Origin of the sequence: Nocardioides sp. NPDC006273, from assembly GCF_040613495.1 — a bacterium.
Classification (GTDB): domain Bacteria; phylum Actinomycetota; class Actinomycetes; order Propionibacteriales; family Nocardioidaceae; genus Nocardioides.
Window position 1 is genome coordinate 23,788 of sequence record NZ_JBEXSD010000041.1, and the last position, 24,215, is coordinate 48,002.

Below are 24,215 nucleotides of genomic sequence, written 5' to 3' on the forward strand. Positions count from 1 at the left end.
CGGGCTCCGGGCCTGCTGCGCGCGGCGGCTGATGGATGCGCACCCCTTGACAACCAGCAGTGACTCTCATCACACTCTTGCCATGTCGAACCGGTTCGAAAGCAAGGTAGCCAGTTGACCACCATCCAGGACGTGGCGCGCCACGCGGGCGTCTCGCGCAGCACCGTCTCCTACGCCCTCTCCGGGAAGCGCACGATCTCGACCGAGACGCGGGAGCGGATCGAGCGAGCCATCCGTGAGCTCGGCTTCACGCCCAACGCCGGCGCACGTGCGCTGGCCACGTCGCAGACGATGGTGCTCGGGCTGCTGCTGCAGTTCCACGAGGACGAGTTCGCACCGGCGATGCTGCAGTACGTCCTGCCGATCTCGATGAGAGCCCGCGAGCTCGGCTACGACATCCTGATGGTGACCGACCCCGACGGCCCCTCGGCGATCCACCGCATCGCCGACTCCCACATGGTCGACGGGATCGTCCTCCTCGACGTCACCGCCGAGGACCCGCGGCTCGATTCGCTGCGGTCGGTCGGAAAGCCCGGCGTGCTGCTCGGCCTGGCCAGCGACACCGCCGGCCTGGACTTCGTCGACCTCGACTTCGGCGAGGCGGCCAGGATGCTCGTCGACCATCTCCACGAACGTGGTCACCGTGAGCTGGTCCTGATCGCTCCCCCACAGCATGTGGTCGAGCGCGGCGGAACGTACGCCTGGCGCTTCCGGGACGCGGCCGTCGAGCGGTCAGCGCGGTACGGGATCCAGATCCACTGCTACCACGGCGAGTCCCGCCAGCCCGCGATCGCAGAGTCCGTCAACCGGATCCTCGACACACACCCGACCGCCACCGGCCTGATCGTCCACAACGACGCGACGGTCGCGGCGCTGCCATCGATCCTGAGGGAGCGCGGCGTGCGGGTCCCTGAGGACCTCAGCGTGGTCAGCCTCTACTCGCGCGACTTCGGCGAGGAGTTCTCCCTTCCCTATACCGCCGTGGACTCGGCCGCGGACGAGCTCGGACGGCAGGCGGTGTCGCGGCTGATCAGCCGGATCACCACGCCGGTCGAGGCCGGACCACCGATCGTCCGGTTCGTCACCCCGGTGCTCCGCGACCGCGGCAGCACCAGCTGAACCACCGCCGGGTCGTACGGAGAGCCTCGTCAGGCCCACTGTCGAACCGGTTCAACAACCCCACACAATGATGTGAAAGGACCCGAGATGAACAGCATCCCCACCCCAGGCCGCCCCCACGGTCGTACGTTCGCCCTCCTCACCGCGGCCGCGCTGACCGTGTCTCTGGCGGCCTGCGGCTCCTCCTCAGGCGAGTCGGGCGAGGTCACCGAGATCGGGTTCTGGGACCCCTACCCCCAGTACGACGACAGCTCGGACTGGGCCAAGTACGTCCAGTCCTGCGCGCCGGAGGGCACCACCATCAAGCGCACCGCTGCCCCGAACACCGACCTGATCAACAACCTCACCACGGCCGTCCGCGAGGACAACGCACCCAACGTGGTGTTCCTCGACAACCCGGCGATGCCCGAGGCCTCCGCCTCCGGCCTGCTCGTCCCCATCGACGAGGTCGGCCTCGAGGCGACCGACGCCGACGCCAACATCGCCGGCCCGGGGACCGTCGACGGCGAGACGTACGGGGTCCCCGTCGGCGCCAACACCCTCGGCCTCTACTACAACGAGCAGGTCCTCACCGACGCCGGTGTCGACCCGGCGAGCATCACCGACTGGGCGAGCCTGAACGCCGCCCTGAAGAAGGTGACCGGAGCCGGCCACCAGGGCATCACGTTCGCGGGTGTCCCCGGCGAGGAGGGCACCTTCCAGTTCCTGCCCTGGTTCTGGGGATCCGGCGCCGACCTGTCCGACCTCGGCTCGGCCGATGCCGTCGAGGCGGGCCAGCTCGTCTCGGACTGGATCGGCAACGGGTACGCCCCCAAGTCGGCCGTCACCGACAACCAGTCCGCCTCCTGGGACCTGTTCCTCACCGGCGACTACGCGTTCGCCGAGAACGGCTCGTGGTTCGCCCAGGCGGCGACCGAGCAGAAGTTCCCCATCAAGATGATGCCGATCCCGAGCCAGGACGGCGGCGCGGCTCCGGTCCCGACCGGCGGCGAGTTCGGCGTGGTGCCGCTGCACAAGGAGAACAGCGACGCCCACTACGCCGCTGCCAAGGAGGTGCTCGACTGCCTGCTCGGCTCGAAGAAGCAGGTCGAGACCGACGACATGCTCGGCTACTTCACCGCTTCCGAGTCCACCCGCGAGCAGCAGATCGCCTCCACGGAGCACTACCAGCCGTGGGCGGATGCCATCTCCAGTGCGCAGGGCCGCACCACCGACCTCGGCACCGACTACCTCGCGGCCTCGGCCGCGCTGTCGAAGGCCGAGCAGGCCGCGCTCAACGCCGCCGGCGACGCCGATCAGGTCAAGGAAGCGTTCGAGACCGCTGCGCAGGAAGCCACGGGCAACTGACCCGCGCCCGGCCCGACGGAACGGATGGAACAGTGAGCAGGAATCCCGCAGTCTCGACGCTGGAGCCCCGGACGGCACCGGAGACGGTGCCGCCCGCGGCGTCCCGGCCCCGGCGCCGGCATCACCGCCGTCGTTGGGCCGGCGTGGCTTTCGTCGCGCCGCTGGTGACGTACCTCGTCGTCTTCTACGCCTATCCGCTCGTCGAGAACGTGTCGATGAGCCTGCACCGGTTCACGCGGGCGACGTACGTCACCGGCGAGGCACCCTTCGCCGGGGCCGACATCTACCGCGACGTGCTCGCGTCACCGCAGTTCTGGCCGATCGTGCAGCAGACCGCGATCTTCGTGGTCGGCTCGCTCTTCTTCCAGTACGTGATCGGGCTGGCGCTCGCGACGTACTTCCACCGCCACTTCCCGTTGTCGGTGGTCCTGCGCGGGCTCTTCCTGGTCCCGTGGCTGCTCCCGATCATCGTCTCGGCGACGACGTGGCAGTGGATGATGGACGCGGACTCGGGGATCGTGAACCGATTCCTCGGCGTGCTCGGCATCGATGCGGTCTGGTGGCTGAGCGCCGACAACTCGCTGTGGGCCGTGATGATCGCGAACATCTGGCTCGGGGTCCCGTTCAACCTGGTCATCCTGTACTCAGGGCTGCAGAACATCTCGACGGAGCTCTACGAGGCGGCTGCGCTCGACGGCGCCGGCCCGTGGCGGCGGTTCTGGTCGATCACCTTCCCGCTGCTGCGTCCCGTCAGCGCGATCACGCTGCTGCTCGGCTTCGTCTACACCCTCAAGGTCGTCGACGTCATCTGGATCATGACCGCCGGCGCGGGCTCTTCGCAGACGCTGGCGACCTGGGCGTACGGGATGGCCTTCGGCAAGGGCACCTCGGCAGTCATCGAGTACTCCCAGGCGTCTGTCGTCGGGACGATCCTGCTGCTCGTCGCCCTGCTCATGGGATTCGTCTATCTCGCCGTCCAGCGCAAGGAGCAGGAGGCCTGACATGCACACCTCGACTCGTACCGCACGGAGCGCCTCGGCCTGGGCGAGGACCGGCATCGGTCTCGTCCTCACCGCACTGATGCTGTTCCCGCTCTACTGGATGGTCAACGTCTCGCTGACCCAGCGCGACGCCATCCGCAGCGGCGGCCTGTTCCCGACGGCGTTCACCCTCGACCACTACCGGGTGGTGCTGCAGGACCAGCTCCCCTATCTCGGGACGAGCCTGGTCATCGGGATCGGGACCGTCGCGCTCACGTTGCTCGTCTCGGCACCGGCCGGATATGCGATGTCGTCGCTCTTCGTCCCTGGCCGACGGGTGCTCAACTTCTGCCTCATCGTGGCGCAGATGGTCCCGGGCGTCGTCATGGCACTGGGCTTCTACACCGTCTACACCGACCTCGGGATCCTGAACACCATCCCCGGCCTGATCGTCGCCGACTCCACGATCGCGATCCCGTTCGGCGTCATGCTGTTCTCCGCGTTCATGGCGAGCATCCCGCGCGACCTCCTCCATGCCGCGGCCATCGACGGGGCGACGCCGTGGAAGACCTTCACGCAGGTCGTCCTGCCGATCTCGCGCAACTCGGCGGTGACCGTCTCGCTGTTCGCCTTCCTGTGGGCGTGGTCGGACTTCATCTTCGCCTCCACCCTCAACCGTGAGGGTGGCGCGCTGCGCCCGATCACGATGGGGCTCTACGACTACATCGGCTCCCAGAACCAGGAGTGGGGCCCGCTGATGGCGACCGCCGTCGTCGCCTCGATCCCCACCGCCATCCTGCTCGTCGTCGCCCAGCGGTACGTCGCCGCCGGTGTGACGGCGGGCGCCGTCAAGGACTGAAGGACACCACGCATGCCGCTGCACGACACCTCGACCGAGGCCGCCTTCGACGTCCGGGAGATCCCGTTCTCCCGGCGCGGCTCCTGGCTCGACCTCTCCCCCGTGATCGCCCTGCACACCCGCACCGACACGATCCACCTCGTCTCCCACCGCAACGGATTCCACGGCGTGCTCACGCTGCGGCCCGAGGACGACGGCCGCCCGGTCGAGACGGTCTGGTCCGCCGGTCCCGCAGTCCTGACCTGGACCGCGGAGCGTGGCCGGGTCGAGGCCGCCTTCGCCGGCCCGGACGCCGTCCGCTTCCGCGGCTCCGGCCTCGCCCTGCGGCTCGGCGACGCCGCTGCCGGGCTCACCCCGTTCACCGGGACCTACCTGTTCACGGACCCGAGCGACGGCGCCGTCGTCTTCACCAGCTACGAGACGGGCCACCGCTACCGCGTCACCATGCTCCGCGGGGAGCACTCGGTCGAGGGCTCCGAGGCGCTCGGCGAGGCGACGAGATCGATCCTGCTCGGCAGCGACGGCGGAGACTGGGAGGCCGAGGTCCGCGAGGCGACCTCGCAGCAGTCGGCGTCCCCGGCCACAGCCACCTTCGAGGACGTCGTGGCGGACTCGGCAGAAGACTTCGGGAGCTATCTCGACGACCTCGCCCCGTGGCGTGACGAGCGCACCCCGGCCGCTGCGCTGGCTGCGTACGTCCTGTGGTCGGCCACCGTCGCGCCGAGCGGCCTGCTGGGCCGCGAGTCGGTGCTGATGTCGAAGCACTGGATGGACAAGCTGTGGAGCTGGGACCACTGCTTCAACGCGATGGCGCTGGCGCCTGGACGTCCGGATGCGGCCATCGACCAGCTCCTCGCCCCGTTCGACCACCAGGACGACCGTGGCGCCCTACCCGACTCGGTGACGCACACCGAGGTCCTCTACAACTACGTGAAGCCGCCGATCCATGGGTGGGCGCTGCACCGGCTGCGCGCCACCTCCGCCCGCGCCCTCGGCGCCGCCGAGCTCGAGCGCATCCATGACGGTCTGGCCCGTTGGAGCCGGTTCTGGCTCGACTCCAGGCGTCGGCCCGGCCACGTCCTGCCGTACTACCAGCACGGCAACGACAGCGGGTGGGACAACGCCACCACCTTCGACCTCGACCGGGTCATCGAGTCGCCCGACCTCGCCGCCTTCCTCGCGGTCCAGCTCGACGTCCTCGCCGACCTGGCCGACGAGCTCGGCCACCCTTCGGCGGGATGGCGCAAGGTCGGCGACGAGCTCCTCCGTACGCTGGTCGACCAGCTCTGGACCGGCACGGAGTTCGTCGCCGTCGGCGCCCTCTCAGGTCGCCGGAGCACCGGAACCAGCCTGCTGAACCTGCTGCCGCTGGTGCTCGGCGACCGGCTGCCGCCCGACATCCGTGCGGCGATGGCCGACCGGCTCAGCGATCACCTGACCGACTACGGGCCGGCCACCGAGCCGGTCTCCTCGCCCCATTACCAGGACGACGGCTACTGGCGGGGCCCGATCTGGGCGCCGTCGACCGCGCTCATCGAGGACGGCCTGCGCCGAAGTGGCTTCACGGCCGTCGCCGACGTCGTCAGCGAGCGGTTCCGGGCGCTGTGCGAGAAGTCCGGATTCGCCGAGAACTTCGACGCCCGCACCGGCACCGGGCTGCGCGACCGCGCCTACACCTGGACCGCCGCGGTCTACCTCCTCTTCGCCGCCGATCACGTTCGGCGGTCTTGACCCCACAACAGAAGGAGCTACTGATGAGATCACCCTTCACATCCCCACCCACCAGGACGGCCGTTGCCGCCGCGGTCGCCGCGGTCGCGCTGGCAGCACCCGGGGCGGTCCCACGCGCCGGTGCCGCCGAGGTCACCGTCCCCGACCCGGTCGTCCACTACGCCTTCGACGACGACCCGGTCACCGGAAAGGTCACCGACGACTCCGGCAACGGCCTCCACGGCTCCTTGGTGAACGGCGGCACCGCCGACACCGTCCCCGGAGCCGGCGGCAGCCAGGCGCTGCACCTGCCCGGCGGTCCGTCCTCGTCGAGCGGCGCCTACGTCACTCTCCCCAAGGGCGTCCTGGAGGGACGCACCGACCTCACCGTCACCGCGCGGGTGAGCTGGGACGGCGGTGGCGGCTCCTGGCAACGGATCCTCGACCTGGGCAAGGACACCAGCCGCTACCTGTTCCTCACGCCGTCGAACGGATCGGTGCTGCGGACGGCGACCCGGACGGGGAACAGCGCCGAGGCGACCAACTCGGGCTATGCCCCGCTCCCGGAGAAGTCCTGGCACACCGTCGCGGTCACCCTGGACACCGAGTCGGACCGGCTCACCACCTACCTCGACGGCGCTGCCGTCGCGGCCGCAACCACGAAGATCACCGCCTCCGACCTCGTCGAGGGCGCGTCCACGAGCGGATTCCTCGGCAGGTCGATGTTCCCCGCCGACAACCTGTTCGGCGGCTCGCTCGATGACGTGACGGTCTACGGCGCCGCGCTCACCCCGGAGCAGCTCGTCCAGGCCACCGGAGCCACCCCTCCCACGGTCGTCGAGCCGACGAGGAGCTCCTTCGACGTCCACACCGCCGTCGGAACCGAGCCGGACCTGCCGGCCTCGGTACGGGCCACGTTCAGCGACGGCTACGACCGCGACGTACCGATCACCTGGGACGAGGTGGATCCGGCGAAGTACGCGGACCGTGGCAGGTTCACGGTGACCGGGACCGCCGCCGGGAGGCCGGTCTCGGCCGAGGTGACCGTCCGCTACGAGAACCAGGTCGACATCGACCTGGCCACGCCCACCGGCGACGTCATGGGAGGCGCGTCCGGGACGCTCTACGGGGTCTACGGCAAGGACCTCCCCTCGAGCAACCTGATCGACGGGATCAACCTGCGTACGGTGTCGACCAAGGCCCAGGACGGTCCGCAGCACCCGGGTGCGGACGCCCTCGAGGTGCTCGAGCCGCTGGTGGACAGCTCCGGCGGCGACGTCTACATCTACATGACCGACATCTACCGCGGTTTCCCCTACCAGTGGCCGGGTGACACCCCACAGGCCAAGCTGGACGACTTCAAGGCCAAGATCAGGACCCAGGTCGAGCAGGTCAAGGCACTGCCGGAGAAGTACCGCAGCCACGTCGTCTTCGTGCCGTTCAACGAGCCCGAGGGCAACATGTTCGGCACCGGCGAGTGGAGCTACAACAAGGTCAGCTGGCTCAACGACCCGCAGCACTACTTCAAGGCCTGGGACGAGGTCCACGCCCTCATCAGGAGCGAGCTCCCCGACGCCCGGATCGCCGGCCCGAACACGAGCATCCTCTACGACCAGGTGCAGGGCTTCATGAAGCACGCGCTGGCCAACGACACGATGCCCGACGTGATCACCTGGCACGAGCTGAGCAACCCGGCCTCGATCCGGACGAACGTGGCCAGGTTCCGCGGCTGGGAGGACACGATCTACCAGGGCACCCCGTACGCAGGCAAGCATCTGCCGATCAACATCAACGAGTACGCGTTCAACTACCACACCTCCGTCCCGGGTCAGATGATCCAGTGGGTCTCGGCGCTCGAGGACAGCAAGGTCGACGGCGACATCGCCTACTGGAACATCGACGGCAACCTGTCCGACTCTGCCGTCGAGGCGAACAAGGCCAACGGGCAGTGGTGGCTGCTGAACGCCTACAGCCAGATGACCGGCCAGACGGTCAAGCTCACCCCGCCCCGGCCCAACGAGAGCTACACGCTGCAGGGAGTCGCGGCCCTCGATCGCGATCGACGACGGGCGGAGGCGATCATCGGGGGTGCCGGCGGAGAGTCGTACGTCGATTTCTCCGGTGTCGACCCCGCGACGTTCGGGTCGAGTGTGCACGTCGCCGTCAAGGAGATCGGCTGGTCCGGCCAGCTCGGCGACAACAGCGGACCGGCCGAGGTCGCCGAGATGAACCTCCCGGTTCGTGACGGCGGTGTCGGGTTCTGGTTCGGTAAGGACAGCATCCCCGCCCTCTCGGCGGAGTCCGCCTACCAGATCATCGTGACCCCCGGCGCCAACGCGACCGCGGAGGCCGCGCCGCCGCAGCAGTGGCGGGCGACATACGAGGCCGAGGACGCCGCGCACTCGGGCTCGGGTTACTCCCGCAACGGCCCCGAGGGAAGCCCCTCCAACCTGGGCGGCTTCTACACCTCCGGCTCCTACAACGTCGGCGGCATCCGCACCGACTCGAACGTGAAGCTCGACTTCGCCGTGGACGTGCCGAAGGACGGGACCTACGACCTGAGCGTGTTCGCGAACTCTCTGAACACCTACAACCTGGTCAAGGAACAGGGTCCGACCAACGCCTTCATCACGGTCGACGGCAAGCAGGAGCAGGAGATTCACCTGCCGCTCGGCTACAAGTGGGTGGTGTGGGACCACGCCGACACGACGGTCGATCTGACCGCCGGGAAGCACACGATCTCGATCGCGGCCCGGAGCCTCGACGGCAGCGAACGCACCCGAGGGGACGCGATCATCGACAAGATCGACCTCTCCTTGTCGAACCCGGCCGCCACGCAACGCACCTACGAAGGTGAGGACGCGACGCTCAGCGACGGAGCGCGGGCCGACTACTCGAAGACCGGGGTGTCCGGCTCCGGCGCCGCAGACCTCGCTCGGGGTACCGCGACGTTCTGGGTCTACTCCCCCGACGACGGTGAGCACCGCGTCCGGTTCGACACCCTCGGGTCCGGGCGCATCCGGCTGGCGCTGAACGGTCAGAACCTCGGGGTCGTCGCTCGGTCGGTGTCGCGTGACCTGTTCCTCTCCGGCGGTATCAACAAGATCACCCTGACCGCGGAGCAGGGCAGGCTGATGGTCGACCGGCTCCGTGTCGGTCCGTCGGCGGGCGCGCTGAAGTCCGTGACCACCCAGGCCGAGGACGGGGCGCTCGCGGGCTCGGCGAAGATCGCGTCCTACCCGCTCGCCGACGGCGGCAAGGCGGTCACCGGTGTCGGTGGCGACCCGGGCAACGGCAACGCGCTGACGCTGGCCACGACGGCACCTCGAGCCGGGACGTACGCGATCACGGTGCGCTACTCCAACGGCGAGCAGTCACCCGCCTCGCACTACAACCCGGACCCGCTGGCCCGGCACGCCGACGTCAGTGTCAACGGCGACGAGGCCCGTCAGATCTGGTTCCCGCACAGCTTCCACGACAACGGCTTCTGGACGTTGACGTTCTACGCAGAGCTGAAGGCAGGCGAGAACACGCTGTCCTTCCGCTCCGAGGAGCTGCCGGACTGGAACGGTGAGACCTACGTCTCCGACCGCCATCCGGAGCTGGGCCTTCGGTCGCCGTGGGCCCCGAACCTCGACCGGATGACGGTGACGCCGCTGGCCGCTGGCTAGACGATTGATGCGCGGGGTGGCTGTCGCGACCGTCGCGTAGCAGGCCAGCCGGTGCATCGATCGTCTAGAGGCGGGCCCTGCGGCTGCCCACCGTGGGCAGCCGCAGGCCCTGCGCCCGGCCGCTGGTCAGCCGGTGTAGGCGGTCGCCTTGCCGCGCAGGTTTTGGGTGACGACGGAGAGATAGGCGCTCGCGTCGGCGTCACCCAGGTTGTAGGTGTTGAAGACGCCGTAGCCCTGGGCCACGGTGCGGGAGGCGAGGTTGGCCGCGGTGGAGGACGAGGTCGCCTGCATGTCGATCGCGGCGGGGGCGAGCTCGGCTTTGCCGAGACCGGGGACGTCGGGGACGCCCCAGGTGCCGTAGTAGGGGTTCCAGGCGTAGTCGAGCAGGTCTCCGGCGTTGACGCCGCCGTAGGAGAGCCGCTCGGAGGTCGGGCCGATGAAGTAGAGCGTGATCAGCTTGTCGGGAAGCCGCTCGCGCAGCGCCTGGACCAGGTATACGAAGGAGAAGTCGTTGGGCTGGCCGGTGCCGTTGGCTCCGTAGTTCGACCACTCGTCATCGAAGTCGATCCCGTCCAGGCCGTAGCGGGTCACCACGTCGGCGAGCTGGTCGGCGAACGCCTCTGCCGCGGCTCGGTCGGGGAAGTTGGCGAAGCCCGCCCCCTGGTGATTGCCGAGCACCGAGAGCAGGATCTTGATGCCCTTGGCCTGAGCCGGACGGATGTGCAAGTCGGCGGCGTCGAGCTGCGCCTGCACCTGCGGGTTGTTGTAGAGGTAGGCCTGCTGGCCGTCGTAGTTGATGTTGGCCGCGAAGATCAGGCCGATGTCGAAGACGTTGCCGCCTCCGGCCAGCTCGTACTTGGCGACGTTGCCGATGCTGTGGTTGTTGACCTCGACATATCCGGTCATCAGCGTCCGGGATCTCGACGGCCGAGCCGCGTTCGCGGAGGTGGCCAGGCCAAGGCCGGTCGTCGCACCGATGGCGGCCGCGCCGGCACCGAGCAGGATGCGTCTACGTGAGATGTGGGGAACTGACATGGTGACTGATCTCCTTTGGTTGGGCCTTCAGTTGCAGTGGAACCTCAGGGTGCGGACCTCGAAGGCGCCGAGGCTGAGCGCGACGACGCCGTCGTCCGCACTCACCTCGGCGATCGGGTCCTCCACGAGCGAGACCTCGTCGACCCGCTCGAACCTCTCTCCGAGGCGCAGCTCCCCCTGCGTACGCGCGCCATTGGACTCATAGACCCGCACGACCAGGTCGCCGGAGCGGTCGGCGGCGAGCTTCACGCTCGAGACCACCAGACCCTCACCCGAGACGGTCACCAGCGGCTCAACCGCCTGGGCGCCGGTGATCTGGCGCGGCGGTGTGTTGAGGACCGCACCGGCCTCGGTCGCGGCCGCGACGTCAGCGCCGATGACCAGGCCGTAACGGTGGGTCTGCACGCCCTGGTCGGTCTCCGGGTCGGGGAAACGAGGCGCCCGCAGCAGCGAGAGCCGCACCTCGGTGGTCATCGCCGTGGGGCGGGTGACGTCGAAGCCGTAGGTCGAGTCGTTGACCAGCGCGACCCCGAAGCCGGGCTCCTCGGCCAGCACCCAGCGGTGCATCGAGGTCTCGAACTTCGCCGCCTCCCAGGAAGTGTTGGTGTGGGTCGGACGGCGGTGGTAGCCGAACTGGGTCTCGGCGAGCGTCTGCTCGGCCTTGACGTCGAGCGGGAATGCGACCTTGAGGAACTTCTCGGTCTCGTGCCACTCGGTGCTCTGGGAGATGTCGAGCACCCGTGAGCCGGGCGCGAGCGAGAGCACCTGCGTGGTCGACGAGTCGGCCGAGATGGGCCGCTCGATGACCAGCCCATCGGACGTCACCGAGATCGAGGTGACCTCACGCAGGTCCGTGACCCGGTTGCGGTAGAACCGGTCCACGTCCCAGGCGTCCCACATGTTCGGGAAGTCCTGGTGGATCTGCAGCAGGTTGGCCTCCGCACCGGCCGGAACCGCGTCGCGCCCGGTCGCCAGATCGAGCGCCGAGGTGATCAGGCCCTCGGCGGAGACGGTGACCTCGACGACGCCGTTGCCCAACACGTACGTCCCGTCCTGCTCGACCACGGAGACCGCCGCCACAGGCTCGGCCGCAGTGACCGCGCCCGAGCGCCCGTCGGCACGCAGCACGACCGTGCCCTCGCCGGCGAGCGCGGCCAGGGCCCGGTCGATGAGCGCCGTCGCGGCCTCGGCGACCCGGGCGTACTGGGCGGCTGCCTCACGGTGGACCCAGGCGATGGAGGTCCCGGGCAGGATGTCGTGGAACTGCTGCAGCAGGATCTGCTGCCACAGCGCGTCCAGCTCGTCGTAGGGGTAGTCCGCCAGGCCTCGCAGAGCGGCGGTGGCCGACCACAGCTCGGCCTCTACCAGCAGGTGCTCGCAGCGCCGGTTGCCCTGCTTGGTCAGGTGCTGGGAGGTCAGGGTGGCGCGGTGGAGCTCGAGGTAGAGCTCGCCGACCCACACCGGCGGCTCGGGCAGCTCGGCGCGCGCTTCCTCGAAGAAGTCGTCGGGATGACGCCAGGAGACCTGGGCCGACCCCTCGAGGTCGGCGAGGCGGCGGGCCTTGCCCGCCATCTCGCGAGTCGTACCGCCACCGCCGTCGCCCCAGCCGACCGGCGCGATCGAGCCCGTGGCGAGCCGGTTCTCGCGGAACTGGCGCGAGGCCTTGGCGACCTCCTCGCCGGAGAGCCTGGAGTTGTAGGTGTCCATCGGCGGGAAGTGGCTCAGGATGCGGGAGCCGTCGATGCCCTCCCACTCGAAGGTGTGGTGAGGGAACTTGTTGACCTGGTTCCAGGAGATCTTCTGGGTGAAGAACCACTCGAACCCGGCCCGCTTCATGAGCTGCGGGAGGGCCGGCGAATAGCCGAAGGAGTCCGGTAGCCAGACGCCACGGCAGCGGATCCCGAACTCGGTCTCGAAGAAGCGCTGGCCGTAGAGGAACTGCCGCACCAGCGACTCCCCCGACGGCATCGTGGTGTCGGACTCGACCCACATGCCGCCGAGCGGGATGAACCGGCCCTCGGCGACCGCGGCCTTGACCTTGGCGTAGACCTCGGGGCGGTGCTCCTTGAGCCACGCATACTGCTGGGCCGATGACATCCCGTAGCGGAAGTCGGGATCCTCGCCGAGCAGCTCGGTCATCGAGGAGGTGGTGCGGGCGACCTTGCGGATCGTCTCGCGCACCGGCCACAGCCAGGCCGAGTCGATGTGGGCGTGGCCGATCGCGGCGATCTGGTGGGCGGAGTCGTGGGAGGTCGCCTCGAGGACCCCAGTGAGAGCCGAGCGGGCCGAAGCCGCCGTCTCAACGATCCGCTGCAGGTCGACCCGGTCGAGGGCGTCGTCGATGGCCTGCAGGATGCGGAACCTGCGCGGCCCCTCGGGCAGCTCGACCTGCAGCTCGTGGAGCGTCTCCAGGTCGAGGCAGAGCTCGAAGACGTCCTGCTCGAAGACGGCCAGCTCGATCCGACGCGTCGTGTAGAGCTTCTTGGGCGAGGAGGTCCGGATGTCCCCTTCCTGGGTGGGCAGGAAGGGGTGGTAGTCGAGCAGCACCGGGTTGGCCGCGGCCTCCAGGAAGAGCTCGATCTCTTCACCACCGACCGCCTCCGAAGCCACCAGCACCCACTGGTTGCGCGGGTTGAGGCTCTTGACCGGGCTGGGTTCGCCGGTGAGGGCGTCGGGAGTGTAGACGAGCCCCTCGCACTGGAAGCCGGGCATGTTGACGTCGAAGCCGAGGTCGCAGACCAGCTCCACCCGCCTGCCGGCCCACTCCGCGGGCACGGTCCCGGTGATCCGGAACCAGGTCGTCCCCCAGGCGGGACCCCAGTCGGCGCCGACCCCGATGGGCTCGTACGCCAGCGCCAGCCCCTCCGCGGGAGCGATCGGCTCCCCCGGGAGCTCGTGCCACTCGACGCTCACGGGCGCCGCAATGGTGTGGACCGCCGGCCACAGGCGCTCCTTGAGGACCCGGCTCACGCGGCCTTCGGTGAGGTGTACGTCGTCGTGCATCAGTGCTCGTCCTGTCTGTTCTCGAGGTCGTCTTCGATGAGCTCCAGCTGCGTGAGCACGCAGTCGGACAACGCGGTGAACCGTACGGCGCCCGCCACGACCGGGGCTCCGCGCCTGACCCGGAAAACCCGGGTCTGACCAGCCCAGACGTACGCCTCCGCAGCCCGCTCCTCGCGGGCCACCGTCGCGCCGCCGGCATCGAGGTAGTCCAGCGCCCAGGCCAGGTCGCCCGGCTCGGCCGAGGTCACGGTGTAGAGGGAGAGCCGCCGCTCGCCGACGAGCGGGACCTCCACCTGCTCCCCCGCCCTCAGCGCGATCGTGGTCTCGCCGGTGTCGTCGGTCAGCGATCCGGGGACCACGACCGCCGCGTCGGTCACCGGCAGCCCGGGCGCGATCCGCGAGGCCGACGGCGGTCGGGACTCCTGGGCCCAGCCGCACGGCACCTCGGAGAGCTCGATGACCAGGTGCGCGCCGTCGACCAGACAGGCGTGCGGGATCGAGATCTCGTCCCAGGGCGCGCCGTCGAGGGTCACCGAGCGGATGTGGCCACCGCTCCCGACGGCCTCGATCACGATCTCCTTGCCGTCGTGTGGCCGCAGCACGGTCCGCCGCACCGACGGCGGCACGATCACATACGAGGCAGAGCCGGGGACCAGCGGGTAGAGGCCGATGGTGGCGAAGATGTACCAGGCCGACATCTCGCCGTTGTCCTCGTCACCGGGATACCCCTGGCCGAGATCGGAGCCGACGAAGAGCCGGCCGAGGCACTCGCGGACGATCCGGTGGGCGTCGTCGTGGCGCCCGGCGAACATGTACATGAACGGGATGTGGTGGGCGGGCTGGTTGGAGAGGCCGAGCATTCCCATGCGTACGTCTCGGGCCTCGGTCATCTCGTGGATCGCGAACCCGTAGTGACCCGACAGCGACGCGGCACCGGTCTCGGGACGCGCGAAGAGCTCGTCCAGCTTGGCGCCGAGCGCGTCCTCGCCACCGTGGAGGGCGGCCAGCCCGGCGCCGTCGTGGGGCGCGGTGAACGCGGTCCCCCAGGCGTTGGTCTCGGTGTAGTCGTGCCCCCACTCGTCGGGTTCGAAGGCCTCGCGCCATGCGCCCTCCGAGGTCCGCCCGATGAAGAAGCCGCGCGACGTGTCGAAGACGCTGCGGTAGCCCAGCGCCCGGCGCGCGAAGTAGGTCTCCTCGGCGGCCAGGTCCTCATCCGCCCGGTTCTCCCGCAGGACACCGGCCAGACGGGAGATGCCCCAGTCGTTGATCGCGTTGTCGAGCGTCCAGGACATGCCCTCGTGGGTCTCGGTGTCGACGTACCCACGGAAGATCGCGCGCCGCAGCCCCTTGCGCCCGACCCGTACGTCATCGGCCGGTACGGTCGCGTTCTTCAGCGCCGAGGCGTAGGCGGTCTCCAGGTCGATCCCCGGGACGCGCCGGAGCGCCAGGTCGGCGAGGACCGTGTCGAAGGTGGTGCCGGTCATGCAGTCCTCAGCGGCCGGGGCGCTCCAGCGCGGTGTCCAGCCGCGGTCGCGGAAGTGCTCGACGAAGCCCTCTGCCAGCTCGCCGGCTCCGGCCGGGTCGAGCAGCGCGAGCAGCGGCCAGGCGGTGCGGTAGGTGTCCCAGAAGCCGTGGGTGACCGTCATCGGCGCGTGCCGGACCGTGGTCAGGTCATAGGGCGAGGTGTGCGCGTGCGCGGGCCCCTCGCCGTAACGGTTCGGGTAGAGGAAGAGCCGGTAGAGCCCGGAGCGGATCGAGACCAGCTGGTCCTCGCTCGCCCCCTCGACCTCAACGGCCGCCATCGCCTGCTCCCACGCGGCACGGGCCGTCGCCGCCATCTCGTCGAAGCTCCCTGCGGTCTCGAGGTTCGCCGCCGCTTGCTCGTCGCTGACGGTCGAGATCCCCAGCCGTACGTCGCATTCCCCTGCCCCACCGAGCACGATGTGGCCGCGGAGTCGGCCGTCGGCGAGCCGCAGGTCGGAGGTCCCGGCGACCCGAAGGTGGATGTACTGGGCAGGCTTGCCCTCGCGGTCGCCCAGGAGCGCCCTGACGACCACCTCTCCCGCACTGTCTTCGCAGGTCAGCGACTTGATCTCGCTGTGGTGGTCGAGCACCAGCGAGCGGGCCCCGGTGAACCGCATGCCGAGCGCGAAGTCGCCGGGGACGAGCTCGGCGGTGACGCCGCCGTCGAGCGCGACCGCGTAGCGGTGGGGCCCGGCTTCCTCCTCGGCATGGTCGAACCCGAGCGCCCGGGCACGGCGGTCCTCGACGGCCTCGGCGAGCGGGCTCGGCATCACTCCGAAGACCCCGTGATCGCCCATCCACGGACTCGGGAGGTGCGAGGTCGCGAACGCCTCGATGGCGGGCCGATTCGGTCCGCCGGCCGTGTCTCGGTTGTGCGCGTGCCAGGCGTAGGGCCAGTTGCCCGCCGAGGCATCGGTCATCGGCAGCCCGAAGACGCCCCCGTGCGGCAGGCCGACCAGTGGTGCGTTGTTCCCGCGCGAGAACCGGTCGCTGGAATGCGTCCCGCGCCGGATGTCGACCTGATCGAGAGGCGCCGCCGGGAGCGGGCGGACGGGGAGTACGCCGACGTCGTCGACCCACACCCGCAGCGGCACCTCAGCGGCGCGGACCACGACCAGGAGCCGCTCGATCCGTCGCCCGGCCAGCCCGGCCAGCGCCACCCGCCGCAGGTTCCACTGGTCCACCCACGCCCGCTTCCCCTCCCCCTGCGCAGCCGGAGTCAGCGCCTGCCCGTACTGGTCGACCAGCCCGATCTCGCTGAGCCGCCGCCCGTCGTCGAGGACCGCGTCCACACAGACGTACGTCGAGTCCCATCGCCGCTGGTCAGCCGATGCCGACTCCGGGAAGACCACGAAGCGCAGCTCATCCCCGTCGGCCACCTCGATGGCCGCCTCCAGCGGAAACGCAGCCTCGACATCGCCAACTCCGGGCGCCACCTCGAGAAGCCAGGCGTCCTCCGACGAGTAGCCGACCCCGGCCCGGGCGGCGACGGGATCTTGAGGACCCTTCACGCCGCTCCCCCACCGCTGGTCGCACGGGCTGCGCCGGCGAAGCTGGCACTCGCGGGGAGCAGGGGCAGGAGCGCCATCTGGTAAGCGTGGTAGGCATCCGGCTTGCCGGGCCAGACCGTCGCGGAGGGCCGGTTGGACGGATCGAGCTCGTGATGCCACGAACCACTCTCCCGGTCGACCAGATGCTCCTCGCAGTAGGCCCACCAGCGGCGTACGTCCGAGAGCGCGGCGTCGGAGCCGGTGTCGCGGAAGAGGGTCCAGGCCGCAGCGACCGCCTCGGCGGCGACCCAGTGCATCCGCTCACGTACGACGGGCTTGTCGGCGAAGTCGGTGGTGTAGACGAAGCCGGGAGCGCCGTCGACCGACCACCCGCGCGAGGTCGCCGCGACGAGGAGCGACTGCGCGTCCTCGAGCAGCCACGAAGGAGCCTCCGCGCCGAGCAGGGTGCGCGCGTGCAGCGCCAGGCGCGCCCACTCGAAGAGGTGCCCGATGGTGACCCCGTACGGCCGGAACGGGTGCCCCGGATCGTCGACGTTGTAGTCCAGGTCCACGGTCCAAGCCGAGGAGAAGTGCTCCGGCAGCCGCCAGTCGTGCTCGCGCGCGAAGCCGTGCACGACCCGCTCCAGGATCCGCAGCGCACGCTCGAGCCAGACTCGACGCCCGGTGACCTCGGCGACCGCGAGGAACGCCTCGACCGCGTGCATGTTGGCGTTCACCCCGCGATACCCGTCCAAGGACGCCCAGTCGGCGCTCCAGACGTCGAGGATCATGCCGTCGTCCTCGCGCCAGAACTGCTCCTCCATCACGCTCAGTGCATCGTCGAGCAGAGCCTCCGCGGTCGGGTGGCCGGCGGCGTACGCGGTGGTGGCGGCGAGCACGACGAAGGCGTGGGCATAGCCCTCCTTCACGGTGCTCGTCACCTCGCCGGTCTCCGGGGAGACCGCGGAGTGCCAGCCGCCGTTGTCGTCGTCGCGGAGCAGCCCGGTCAGCGCGGCGACCCCGTGGTCGACGTACGCAGCGGCCCAGGCGTCACCGCGCAGCTGCGCGAGCCCGAAGACGTGCGTTATCCGGCAGGTGATCCAGGTCTCGACGGGCCGGTCGGGAGAGAGCCGGCCGTGCTCGTCGAGCCAGCCAAAGCCACCGCCCTCGTGACGGGAGGCACGGGCGAACGACACCAGGCGCGACGCCTCCTCCTCGAAGCGGGCGATCTCGGCGGCGGTCAGTTGCAGGTCGGTCATCCCTTGATGGCCCCTTCCTCGACCCCGCGGAAGAAGTAACGCTGCAGCACTGCGAAGACGATCACGATCGGGACGAACGAGATCATCGTGCCTGCCGCGATCAGGCGGGGGTTGTTGGTGAATGTGCCGGACAGATACTGCAGACCGACGGTCAGCGTGAGGTTCTCCGGGTCGGTGAGCACGATCAGCGGCCACAGGAAGTCGTCCCAGGCGCCGATGAACGCGAAGATCGAGATGACGCTGAGCATGCCGCGCAGGCCGGGGAGGTTGACGTGGATCAGCCGCTGCCACGCGTTGGCACCGTCGACCTTGGCGGCCATCTCGAGCTCGTCGGGGATCGCGGTGAACGCCGCCCGCATCAGCAGGACGTTGATCATCCCGATCATGCCCGGCAGCGCGACGCCCAGCAGGGTGTCGGTGAGCCCGAGCGAGCGGACGGTGACGTACTGGGCGATGATCGTCGCCTCGCCCGGCAGGATCAGGGTGGCCAGCAGCGCCCCCATCACCAACCTCGAGCCGCGGAAGCGCAGCTTCGCCAGTGCATAGCCCGCCATGGTTGCCCCGATGACGTTGCCGCCCACGACCAGGACCGCGACGATGATCGAGTTCATCGCGTAGTCGACGACCGGAACGACCTCGGCGACCGTGGTGTAGTTGGCGAACGTCGGGTCCTCCGGGATGAACCGGGGTGTCGCGGTGTAGATGTTCTCGTCGATCCCCTTCAGCGACGTCGACAGCTGCCAGAGGAACGGCAGGATCGTGATCACGAGCACCACCGCCAGCAGCGCGTAGCGCACCACGACCTCGCCCACGGACATCCGGTGGAAGGCGTACGCCCTCCGCCTCTTCTCTCGCGCCATCGACTCAGCCGTCCTTCCTGTTGAGGCGGACCAGCAGCACCATCGGCACCAGCGTGAGGACGAAGAGCAGCAGGCTCAGCGCGGACGCGTAACCGAGGTGGCCGGTGAAGCCGGTGGAGTACATCTGGATCAGCATCACCACCGAGCTGACCCGGCCTCCTGGTCCGCCGGTGCCGCCGGTCATCACGTAGAGCTCGGAGAAGACCCGCAACGAGGAGACGGTGATCAGGATGGTGATCAACAGCATCGTGCCGCGTACGCCGGGCACCGTGATGCTCCAGAACCGGCGGGCCGGACCGGCGCCGTCGACGGCGGCGGCCTCGTGCAGCTCCTTGCCGACGTTCCCGAGCGCGGAGAGGTAGATGATCATGTAGTAGCCCAAGCCCTTCCAGACGGTCAGGCTGATCGCGCTGAAGAGCAGCAGCCAGCGGTCGGTGAGGAACGGCAGCGGCTCCTGGACCACCTTGAGCGCCTGCAGGATCGCGTTGATGGCGCCGCGGTCGTCGAGCATCCAGTTCCAGATCAGCGCGACGACCACCGCCGAGGCGACGACCGGGGTGTAGAACGCCACCCGGAAGAAGGTCAGACCGGGCAGCTTCTTCTCCACCAGGACCGCCAGCAGCAGCGGCAGCATGGTGAGCAGAGGTACGCAGACCAGCATGTAGAGCACCGAGTTGGTCAGGGCGTAGACGAGCTGGTCGTCATCGAGCATCCGCTCGAAGTTGGCGAGCCCGACGAAGTCTCCTCCGCCGAGCGGCTTCTTGTTCGTGAAGGCCATGTAGACCGTGTTCAACGCCGGATAGAGGTTGAACACGCACAGCCACAGGGTCGCGGGCGCGACGAGCAACCAGGGCGTGAACCACTTGTGTTCGCGCACCCGGCCGCTCATCTGGGTGGAGTCGGTCACGGTGGAGTCCGTCACTGCGTCAGCAGCTTGTTGCACTCCTCGACGGCCTTGTCGAGGGCTTCCTGTGGGGTCGCGTCACCGCTGATGGCGAGGCCGATCTGCTGGTCGATGATGGTCGACATCGCCGGTGACACCTTCGGGTTGTTCGGGATGGCGGTGGTCAGGGTCTTCAGACCGGTGACCTTGGCCTTGGCGGCGACGGTCCCGTCGTCCTCGGTGAAGTACGGGTCCTCCTGCGAGGCGATGGTGCTCGGGTAGACACCCGGGGCCAGCTTGGCGAACTCGCGCTGGTTGTCGGGGTTGGTCACGAACTGGGCCAGAGCGTTCGCGGCGGCGAGGTTCTTGCTGTTGGCGTTGACCGAGAGGCCCTGTACGTAGAGCGGTCCGTCGCCGAACGCCGGCGAGATCTCGGTGCCCTTCGCGAGCGCCGGGTTGGCCTCCTCGAGACCGGAGATGTTGGAGCTGCCCGTCGTCCAGGCGGCCTTCTCCTGGTTGTAGAGCTCGGCGTTGCCCTGGAAGGTGTCGGTGAGGATGTCCTTCGGCAACAGCCCGTCCGCATAGGCATCGGCGTACTTCTGCACGAGCTCGACGGCCTCGGGGGTGTTGAAAGTGAGCTCGGTACCGTCCTCGTTGAAGATCGGTACGTCGGCCTGCTGCAGGTCGTTGAGCCCGGGCTTGCGGGTCATCAGGTAGACCTTGCCGCCGGACTTCTCCTCGAGCGTCCCGGCCTGCTCGATCAGCGAGTCGAGGTCGGTGGGCAGGTCAGCCGGGTCGAGCCCGTTCTCGGCGAGCATGTCCTTGTTCCAGTAATTGACGTCGGTGCCGAGGTACCACGGGTAGCCGTAGGTGCCGTCGAGGCCGTCGTACTGGTAGCCCTGCAGGCCGCCCTCGACAAAGGTCCCCTCCAGGTCGACGCCGGCCGCCTCGAGGTCGAGGAGCTGGTCCTCCTCGGCGAGCGGTAGAGCGAAGTCGGGCGGCAGGTTGGTGACGTCGGGGAGGTCACCGGAGGACGCCTGGGTGAGCACCTTCTGGTCGTAGCCGTCGCCGGGCTGGTCGAGCCAGGTGACCTCGACGCCCGGGTTCTCCGTCTCGAAGTCGGCGATGACGCCTTCGACGTAGTCGGTGAACTTGGGCTTCAGCGCCCAGGTCTGGATCGAGACCTTGCCCTCGATCTTGCCCTCGAGGTCACCGGCGGACGGCTCGTCACCGGCTCCGCAACCCGTCATCGCGGCGAGGCCCATGGCCAACCCAGCGGCAACCCCCACCAACCGGCGTACGCTCATTTCTGGCTCCTTGCTGAAAGCTTTTGATAAAGCGGTTAAGTTCGGGCCGTACTATTCACCGAACGAGGTGTGCCGTCAAGGCATCCGTGTGAGGGACGCCACAATCGCCCCCGACCTCGTCCCAGGAAGGACTTGTCGATGGCACGACCCACGATCGCCGACATCGCAGAGCGCGCCGGCGTCTCCAAGGGCGCGGTCTCGTTCGCGCTGAACGGACGGCCCGGAGTCAGTGAGGAGACCCGGCATCGCATCCTCGCGGTCGCCGACGAGATGAACTGGCGCCCTCACCGCGCCGCCCGGTCCCTCGGCAACTCGCGCGCCGGCGCCGTCGGTCTGATTCTGTCCCGCCCCGCACGTACGCTCGGGCTCGAACCGTTCTTCGGCCAGATCGTCTCCGGCCTGCAGGCCGGCCTGGCCGAGGACGGAACGGCGCTGCAGCTGCTCGTGGTCGAGGACCCCGAGGCCGAGATGGCCGCCTACCGCACCTGGACCGCCGAGCAGCGGGTCGACGGCTTCGTACTCCTCGACCCACTCATCGACGACCCCCGGTTCGCGGCGCTCGAGGCGCTCGAGGTGCCGGTGATGGTGCTCGGCGGCCCCCTTCCCGACACGTCACTGAGCTTCACCTGGGCCGACGACAGCGAGGCCATGCACGAGGCGGTCGACTACCTCGCCGCGCTCGGCCACCGCCACGTCGTCCACGTCGCCGGCATGCCGCAGTTCCTGCACACCAAGCGCCGGATGGACGTGCTCACCGAGGCCAAGGCGCGCCACGAGCTCGCCGAGGTGGTCTCGATCCCGACCGACTACAGCGACTCCGAAGGTGCGGTCATCACCCGCCGGATCCTGTCTCGGCGCGAGCGCCCGACCGCGATCGTCTACGACAGCGACGTGATGGCTGTGGCGGGCCTGGGCGTCGCCCTCGAGATGGGGGTGCGGGTGCCGCAGGACCTCTCGATCCTCTCCTTCGACGACTCGCTGCTGGCCCGGCTGACCCACCCCTCGCTGACCGCCCTGACCCGCGACACCCAGGCCTGGGCCACCGAGGCCGCCCGCGGGCTGCTCCGGCTGATCGCCGACCCGACCCTCACCGTCCGCCATCAGTCGAGCACCCCGGTGCTCGTCCCACGGGAGAGCACGGCTCCACCCGCCGGACACTGATTGCCTCGGTTTACTTAATCGGTTTATATTGCGCGGGTGCCAGCTCTCCCGACGCCCCCAGCCACCGCCCCGCTGCGCTTCGGCGCCAACCACGTGCCCTCATCCGGCTGGTTCTACTCCTGGCTCGACTTCGACGCCGACCAGATCGCCCGCGACTTCGACGACCTCGCCGGGCTCGGTCTCGACCACGTACGCATCTTCCCGGTCTGGCCGTGGATCCAGCCCAACCGCTCGCTGATCCGGTCCTCGGCGGTCGACGACGTGCTCACCACCATCGACCTGGCCGCCGCCCGCGGTCTCGACGTCTGCGTCGACCTGGTCCAGGGCCACCTGTCGAGCTTCGACTTCCTCCCCTCCTGGGTGCTCACCCACCACCAGCGATCGCTCTTCAGCCACCCGGAGGTGCGCGACGGCCTGCGCACCTACGTCGACACCCTCGCCGGCGCGGTCGCCGCCCGGGACAACGTCTTCGCGCTGACCCTCGGCAACGAGGTCAACAACCTGTGGCCGTCAAACCCGACCACCATCGCCGAGTCCCGGTCCTGGGCCCAGGAGCTCCTCGAGACCGCCCGCAAGGCCGCCCCCGGCCTGCTCTGCCTCCACTCGCTCTTCGACGACGCCTTCTACGCGCCCGACCACCCCTTCGGGCCCGCCGACGTCACCACGCTCGGCGACCTCAGCACCGTGCACTCCTGGGTCTTCAACGGCGTCGGCGCGATCGACGCGCCCCTGGGCCCGGCCACGCTCACGCATGCCGACTACCTCGTCGAGCTGGCCGCTGCGTACGGTGCCGAGCCGGGACGCCCGGTCTGGCTCCAAGAGATCGGGGCGCCCCTGCCGGAGATCGGCCCGGACAGCGTGCGCGAGTTCGTCACCGGAACCGTCGACCACGTCGTCCAGAACCCGGCGCTGTTCGGCATCACCTGGTGGTGCTCCCACGACCTGGACCGATCGCTGGTCGACTTCCCCGAGCGGGAGTACGACCTCGGTCTCTTCACTGTCGACCACCGGCGCAAGCCCGTCGCCGAGGCGCTGGCTGCGGCGATCGCCGAGCACTGCGGCCCACGCCCCGCCCCCACGCCACGCCGGCGGCTCGAGTGCCCCGTCGACCTGATCCGGGAGCCCGAGCGCCGCGCCGAGGTCGCCCCCGGCAGCGACTTCCACCGCGCCTGGGTGAACGCCCGAGTCGAAGGGCCGGTCGAGATCGTCGCGCGGAGGGCCTGAGTTCAGCGAGCTGTGTACGCCACCTGGCGGTCGGCAGCCTGGCTGCGCTTCCACGTACGGAAGCTCTCCTCGGTGTTCCCACGGCGCCAGTAGCCGGAGATCGACAGGTCGCCGCGCGGGACGCCGCGCTCGCGCAGCAGATAGGGACGGATCCGCTGCATCGTGACCTCCGCCTCGCCGTGCACGAAGGCGTGCACCCGGCCGAGCAGCCAGGGCAGCTCGCGGACGACGACCTCCAGGGGACGATCGACCGTGGCGTCCAGCCAGCGCACCTCGACCCCGGCCGGCGCGTCGACCTGCTGGAGATGCTCCGCGGAGGGCACCTCGATCACGGCGTAGCCCACGGCATCGGCCGGCAGCACCGCCAGCGCGGCCCGGATCGCGGGCAGACCGGACTCGTCGCCGACCAGCAGGTGCCAGTCGGCAGCCGGGTCAGGAGCGTACGTCCCGCCGGGCCCGCGCACGGTGATCACTTCTCCTTTGCCGGCCGTCGCCGCCCAGCGGCCGGCGACGCCCTCGTCGCCGTGGTGCACGAAGTCGATGGCGAAGGCGCCCTCGGCGACCGAGGGGTCCAGCGCGGTGTAGGTGCGGCAGACCGTCGAGCCGTCACCGACCGGGATCGCCAGTCGCACGAACCGGTCGGTGCAGACGCTGCCGTCGAACGCGGAGAGGTCCTCGGCGCGGAAGTGGACGCGGGTCATCCCGGCACTGAGACGGCGGGTCGCGGTGACCACGACCCGCGTATCCGGCTTTGCCTCCGGCTTGACCGCGCGAAACATGAGG

At 69.5% G+C, this 24,215-nt stretch carries 16 protein-coding genes; 8 read left to right on the forward strand and 8 right to left on the reverse strand.

The features are described 5' to 3' along the window. Positions 1-114: 114 nt before the first annotated feature. The 6 genes from ABZZ22_RS17785 to ABZZ22_RS17810 all read left to right on the forward strand — a co-directional run bounded on the left by ABZZ22_RS17785 (position 115) and on the right by ABZZ22_RS17810 (position 9,686). The gene (locus tag ABZZ22_RS17785; RefSeq protein ID WP_354933694.1) at positions 115-1,119 is read left to right on the forward strand and encodes a LacI family DNA-binding transcriptional regulator; all 1,005 of its coding nucleotides are present in this window, start codon (positions 115-117) and stop codon (positions 1,117-1,119) included. Positions 1,120-1,206: 87 nt separating this feature from the next. After that, a complete protein-coding gene (locus tag ABZZ22_RS17790; RefSeq protein WP_354933696.1) occupies positions 1,207-2,466 on the forward strand; it encodes an extracellular solute-binding protein in 1,260 nt (419 codons plus the stop codon). A gap of 32 nt (positions 2,467-2,498) precedes the next feature. Next, a complete protein-coding gene (locus ABZZ22_RS17795) occupies positions 2,499-3,467 on the forward strand; it encodes a sugar ABC transporter permease (RefSeq protein WP_354933698.1) in 969 nt (322 codons plus the stop codon). 1 nt (position 3,468) lies between these two features. After that, entirely contained in the window at positions 3,469-4,305 is an 837-nt protein-coding gene (locus ABZZ22_RS17800; RefSeq protein ID WP_354933700.1) for a carbohydrate ABC transporter permease, read from the forward strand. Between the two features lie 12 nt (positions 4,306-4,317). Then, entirely contained in the window at positions 4,318-6,036 is a 1,719-nt protein-coding gene (locus ABZZ22_RS17805) for a hypothetical protein (RefSeq protein WP_354933702.1), read from the forward strand. A 23-nt stretch (positions 6,037-6,059) separates the two neighbouring features. Then, positions 6,060-9,686: a LamG-like jellyroll fold domain-containing protein gene (locus tag ABZZ22_RS17810; protein WP_354933704.1), complete on the forward strand. Its 3,627-nt coding sequence runs from the start codon at positions 6,060-6,062 to the stop codon at positions 9,684-9,686. Positions 9,687-9,812: 126 nt separating this feature from the next. Here ABZZ22_RS17810 and ABZZ22_RS17815 read toward each other — a convergent pair whose 3' ends face one another. From ABZZ22_RS17815 to ABZZ22_RS17845, 7 genes are read right to left on the reverse strand one after another with little or no spacing between them, the layout of a single operon-like run. Next, on the reverse strand, positions 9,813-10,721 hold the full coding sequence (locus tag ABZZ22_RS17815; RefSeq protein ID WP_354933706.1) for an endo-beta-N-acetylglucosaminidase H: 909 nt from the start codon (positions 10,719-10,721) through the stop codon (positions 9,813-9,815). Between the two features lie 27 nt (positions 10,722-10,748). Beyond that, a complete protein-coding gene (locus tag ABZZ22_RS17820) occupies positions 10,749-13,724 on the reverse strand; it encodes a glycoside hydrolase family 38 C-terminal domain-containing protein (protein WP_354933708.1) in 2,976 nt (991 codons plus the stop codon). Next, positions 13,724-16,759: a GH92 family glycosyl hydrolase gene (locus ABZZ22_RS17825; RefSeq protein ID WP_354933710.1), complete on the reverse strand. Its 3,036-nt coding sequence runs from the start codon at positions 16,757-16,759 to the stop codon at positions 13,724-13,726. Before ABZZ22_RS17825 ends, ABZZ22_RS17820 begins: the two co-directional genes overlap by 1 nt. After that, positions 16,756-17,997, reverse strand: coding sequence for an AGE family epimerase/isomerase (locus ABZZ22_RS17830; protein ID WP_354933712.1), 1,242 nt, complete (start codon positions 17,995-17,997; stop codon positions 16,756-16,758). The genes ABZZ22_RS17825 and ABZZ22_RS17830 overlap by 4 nt, the downstream gene beginning before the upstream one ends. After that, complete coding sequence (locus tag ABZZ22_RS17835) at positions 17,994-18,857, reverse strand: carbohydrate ABC transporter permease (RefSeq protein WP_354933714.1); 864 nt, start codon at positions 18,855-18,857, stop codon at positions 17,994-17,996. Before ABZZ22_RS17835 ends, ABZZ22_RS17830 begins: the two co-directional genes overlap by 4 nt. Before the next feature lie 4 nt (positions 18,858-18,861). Next, positions 18,862-19,779, reverse strand: coding sequence for a sugar ABC transporter permease (locus ABZZ22_RS17840; RefSeq protein ID WP_354933716.1), 918 nt, complete (start codon positions 19,777-19,779; stop codon positions 18,862-18,864). Beyond that, entirely contained in the window at positions 19,776-21,047 is a 1,272-nt protein-coding gene (locus ABZZ22_RS17845; RefSeq protein ID WP_354933718.1) for a sugar ABC transporter substrate-binding protein, read from the reverse strand. Before ABZZ22_RS17845 ends, ABZZ22_RS17840 begins: the two co-directional genes overlap by 4 nt. A gap of 138 nt (positions 21,048-21,185) precedes the next feature. Between ABZZ22_RS17845 and ABZZ22_RS17850 the strand changes: the two genes are divergently transcribed. Then, the gene (locus ABZZ22_RS17850) at positions 21,186-22,208 is read left to right on the forward strand and encodes a LacI family DNA-binding transcriptional regulator (RefSeq protein ID WP_354933720.1); all 1,023 of its coding nucleotides are present in this window, start codon (positions 21,186-21,188) and stop codon (positions 22,206-22,208) included. A 36-nt stretch (positions 22,209-22,244) separates the two neighbouring features. After that, positions 22,245-23,432 (forward strand): glycosyl hydrolase, encoded by a 1,188-nt coding sequence (locus tag ABZZ22_RS17855; RefSeq protein ID WP_354933722.1) that lies wholly within the window; start codon positions 22,245-22,247, stop codon positions 23,430-23,432. A 2-nt stretch (positions 23,433-23,434) separates the two neighbouring features. Here the strand turns inward: ABZZ22_RS17855 and ABZZ22_RS17860 are convergent, their stop codons facing one another. Further along, complete coding sequence (locus ABZZ22_RS17860; protein WP_354933724.1) at positions 23,435-24,211, reverse strand: siderophore-interacting protein; 777 nt, start codon at positions 24,209-24,211, stop codon at positions 23,435-23,437. Between the last annotated feature and the right edge of the window lie 4 nt (positions 24,212-24,215).

What these genes read in the sequence shown, in the direction of transcription:
- ABZZ22_RS17800 (WP_354933700.1), top strand. Translation starts at nt 3,469, where the DNA reads ATGCACACCTCGACTCGTACCGCACGGAGCGCCTCGGCCTGGGCGAGG.
- ABZZ22_RS17835 (WP_354933714.1), bottom strand. Translation starts at nt 18,857, where the DNA reads ATGGCGCGAGAGAAGAGGCGGAGGGCGTACGCCTTCCACCGGATGTCC.
- ABZZ22_RS17820 (WP_354933708.1), bottom strand. Translation starts at nt 13,724, where the DNA reads ATGCACGACGACGTACACCTCACCGAAGGCCGCGTGAGCCGGGTCCTC.
- ABZZ22_RS17860 (WP_354933724.1), bottom strand. Translation starts at nt 24,211, where the DNA reads ATGTTTCGCGCGGTCAAGCCGGAGGCAAAGCCGGATACGCGGGTCGTG.
- ABZZ22_RS17830 (WP_354933712.1), bottom strand. Translation starts at nt 17,997, where the DNA reads ATGACCGACCTGCAACTGACCGCCGCCGAGATCGCCCGCTTCGAGGAG.
- ABZZ22_RS17850 (WP_354933720.1), top strand. Translation starts at nt 21,186, where the DNA reads ATGGCACGACCCACGATCGCCGACATCGCAGAGCGCGCCGGCGTCTCC.
- ABZZ22_RS17805 (WP_354933702.1), top strand. Translation starts at nt 4,318, where the DNA reads ATGCCGCTGCACGACACCTCGACCGAGGCCGCCTTCGACGTCCGGGAG.
- ABZZ22_RS17845 (WP_354933718.1), bottom strand. Translation starts at nt 21,047, where the DNA reads ATGAGCGTACGCCGGTTGGTGGGGGTTGCCGCTGGGTTGGCCATGGGC.
- ABZZ22_RS17810 (WP_354933704.1), top strand. Translation starts at nt 6,060, where the DNA reads ATGAGATCACCCTTCACATCCCCACCCACCAGGACGGCCGTTGCCGCC.
- ABZZ22_RS17815 (WP_354933706.1), bottom strand. Translation starts at nt 10,721, where the DNA reads ATGTCAGTTCCCCACATCTCACGTAGACGCATCCTGCTCGGTGCCGGC.
- ABZZ22_RS17790 (WP_354933696.1), top strand. Translation starts at nt 1,207, where the DNA reads ATGAACAGCATCCCCACCCCAGGCCGCCCCCACGGTCGTACGTTCGCC.